This window comes from Micromonospora sp. DT31, assembly GCF_049841795.1.
Lineage (GTDB): Bacteria > Actinomycetota > Actinomycetes > Mycobacteriales > Micromonosporaceae > Micromonospora.
The window spans coordinates 1-3,207 of sequence record NZ_JBNCKZ010000024.1 but is presented as its reverse complement, the minus strand read 5'-3'; the positions used below and the strand labels follow the sequence as shown (position 1 = coordinate 3,207).

The window sequence follows — 3,207 nt, the reverse complement described above, 5'->3', positions numbered from 1 at the left end:
CCCCCCCCGCCCCGCCCCCCCCCCCCCCCCCCCCCCCCCCCCCCCGGGGGGGGGCCCCCCGCCGCGCGGTGGTCAGCGACCGGCCCCGACCAGGTGCCGCCCGGCGGCGCCCACGGCGGCCACCTTGGCGACGTTCTTCGGCGCGGACACCAACCCGCCGGCCCGGCCCAGCATCCCCCGGAACACCTGCCCGGTCTTCTGCTGCTCACCCATGTACGCGGACGCGACCACGAGCGCGCCGGTCAGCGCCGGCACCGCCCACTGGAGCAGCTTCATCTTCCGCTGGCTGGCGGCGACACCCGCCGGGGTGTGGAGGTTCGGCTCCGTGGTCCCCTCCACCGGCGGCCCGCCCGCCCGTTCCAGGCGCATCCCGACCAGCTTGCTGTAGCCGGTCACCGCGAGCGCACCGACGGTCAACGCCGTCTTCACCGCGCTCATCCGGCCCACGCCTGCCTGCCGGGCCATCCGCGGGCTCTCGGTGACCAGCTCACCCATCGCGCCGGCCAGGTGCGCGCCGATCGCCGCCGCGTTGACCGGGGTCCACCTCGCCCAGCCGGCCGAGGCCACCGGAAGCCGCTGCGTCGTGTCGTCGATCCGTGCCGCCGCGCCGTTGACGCCGAGCGCTCCCATCAGGGAACCGCCGAACCAGGCCGCCAGGCCGAGGTCGTGCATCGAGCGCAGCGCGGTGTGCCGTTCTGACATCAGATCCCCCTTCGCCGTGTTCGGGCGCTGCCGCATACCCACGAACCGGCCGCTCACGCCCGGCGGCGGTCAGCGGGGCAGCGTCCGGGCGAACGCGGCGACCCGGGCGGCCAGCGGCGTGCCGGCCCGGACCCAGGTGAAGTGGTCCAGCGGCGCGTCCGCCTCGGCAACCGTGTAGCGGTGCCGGGTCACCGGCGCCCCGGTCAGCTTGTCGCAGAGGTGGTCGAGCGTCTCGTGCGGCGTGTACTGGTCGTCGTCGACGCTGACGGCGAGCACCGGCGTGCGGATCCGCCGCACGGCGGCCTCCGCGTCCACCCCGTCGAGCGCCGGGAACCGGCCGGTACGGGCGGTGTGCGCCCAGTCGCGGATCACGCCGCGCGCCTGGCGGCCACCGAACCCCCAGCCCGGCCAGACGCCGAGCAGGCGGGCCGTCGCGGCGATCCCCTGGGTGTACGGCAGCACGCCCCAGCCGCGCCGCCCCGGATAGCGCCGCCACCACGGCAGTCCCACCGCCACCAGAGCCAGCCCGTCCACCCGGTCGGCGTCGTGCAACGCCTGGTGCAGCACGGCGACCTGCCCGCCCAGCGAGTGGCCGAGCAGCACCCGGGTGCGGCCGTCCAGCCGGGTCTTCAGCGCGTCCAGCACGGCGCCGATGTCGGCGGCCAGCTCCGCGTAGCCGTAGTCGCAGGCGCGGGTCGGCGCGGGCGTGCTCTCCCCGGTGCCCCGCAGGTCGGCCACGATCACCGCCAGCCCGGCGTCGCGCAGCGCGGCGGCGAACGGCCGGTAGTAGCGGGCCCGCACGCCCATCGCCGGCCAGATCACCACCACCGGCGCCCCGGGCGGCCCGGCTGGCTCGGGATAGACCTGCACGCCCAGCCGGGCCCCGTCGACGTCCACGTGTTCCTGCGCGTAGTCCCCGCTCACCGGCCCAGGGTACGGCCCACGCTACCGCCGGGTAGGTGCGGGCCGGGTCAGCAGGCCACCGCCGGGGCCGGTCGGGCCGCGGTGACGAGCGTCCCGTAGACCGCGCCGAGCTGCTCGGCGCAGCGCCGCCAGGAGTAGCGGCTGCGGATGCGGTCCAGCGCGGCCGTCGCGTAGGTGAACCGGCGCACGTGGTCGCCGAGCAGCCGGCGCAGCGCGGTGCCCAGGGCGCGCGGGTCACGCGGCGGCACCAGGTCCCCGGTGAGCCCGTCCACGACGCTGTCGGCGATGCCGCCCACGTCGGTGCCGATCACCGGCACCCCGCAGGCCATCGCCTCCAGCGGGGTGAGCCCGAACGGCTCGTACCAGGGCGCGGCCACGAGCACGTCCGCCGACCGGTACCAGCTGCCCATCTCCTCCCGGGGCACGCCGCCGAGCAGCCGGACCCGGTCGGCCACGCCGCACGACTCGGCGAGCGCGGACAACCGGCGGGCGAACGCGTCCGCCGGCAGCAGGTCCGCCGGTGGGCCGCCCACCACCACGCACTCCGCGTCCGGCACCGCGGGCAGCGCCCGGACCACGTCGAGGAAGCCCTTGCGCTCGACCATCCGGCCGACGGTGAGGATGCGCGGCCGGCCCGGGGTACGCGGCGCGGCCGGTCCGTCCGGGCGGAACACCGCCTGGTTGACGCCCGCGGGCACCAGTGCCATCCGGGACCGGGGCACACCCATCCGCACCAGCTCGGCGACCTCGTCCGTGGACTGCACGACCACCCGGTCGACGGCCCGGCCGAGTGCCCGCTCGTAGCCGACGCGACCTGGTGGACCGATGTCCGGGGCGCCCTGGTGGCGGCGCTTGACGCTGCCGAGCGTGTGGTACGTCAGCACGGTCGGCACCCGGGTGCGCCGGCTGGCGTGCACGGCGGCCAGTCCGCTCGTCCAGTAGTGCGCGTGCGCCACGTCTGGGGTCCAGCCCCGGTGCCGCCACGTGTCCGCCAGCCAACTGCCGAACTCGCCGATGTGCGGCAGCAGGTCGTCCGCCGGCACGCGGCGCGCCGGACCGGCCGGCACGTGCCACACCTGGTAGCCGTCCGCCGCGGGCACCGTCTCGGGCAGCGTGGGGGAGTCGCGGCGGGTGTAGACGCGTACCTCGTGTCCCGCGTCGGTGAGGGCGGCCGCGAGTTCGGCGACGTGGAGGTTCTGCCCGCCGGCACCCTCCTCGCCCGGGGCGGCGAGCGGGCTGGCGTGCTCGGAAATCATCGCGATGCGCATGTCTCCTCCTCCATGATGCCGGGGTGCTCGTCCCCGGCCCCCATCACCCGGTCGTCGATCATTTGACGGCGGCCGGGTCGGGGAGGATCGCGTCGACGCCGAGGACACGCATGGGAGCACCCGTACCCCTGCGCTCCACTCCTAACCGGGAGGACATCGAGTTCCCGGCGACGTCACGCCGGTCGCCGTGCGGTTCGCCCCGCGGGTCGACGGGGCGGCCGGGGGCGCGTCGACTGGCTAGTGCCGTGACCACGAACGTTCACGGTGTTGGTTGACACGCCGCGCGGCCTGTCGGCCCGGCGGCGTCGTGCCG

The 3,207-nt window shown here is 76.5% G+C and carries 3 protein-coding genes; all 3 read right to left on the bottom strand.

All coding sequences use genetic code 11. The features are described from left to right. Positions 1 to 72: 72 nt before the first annotated feature. Positions 73 to 702, bottom strand: a complete 630-nt coding sequence (locus tag ACLQ2X_RS25940; protein WP_425683695.1) for a hypothetical protein — start codon at positions 700 to 702, stop codon at positions 73 to 75. A 69-nt stretch (positions 703 to 771) separates the two neighbouring features. Then, a complete protein-coding gene (locus ACLQ2X_RS25935) occupies positions 772 to 1,626 on the bottom strand; it encodes an alpha/beta fold hydrolase (RefSeq protein WP_425683694.1) in 855 nt (284 codons plus the stop codon). A 47-nt stretch (positions 1,627 to 1,673) separates the two neighbouring features. Then, positions 1,674 to 2,894, bottom strand: a complete 1,221-nt coding sequence (locus ACLQ2X_RS25930) for a glycosyltransferase (protein WP_425683693.1) — start codon at positions 2,892 to 2,894, stop codon at positions 1,674 to 1,676. Positions 2,895 to 3,207 lie beyond the last annotated feature (313 nt).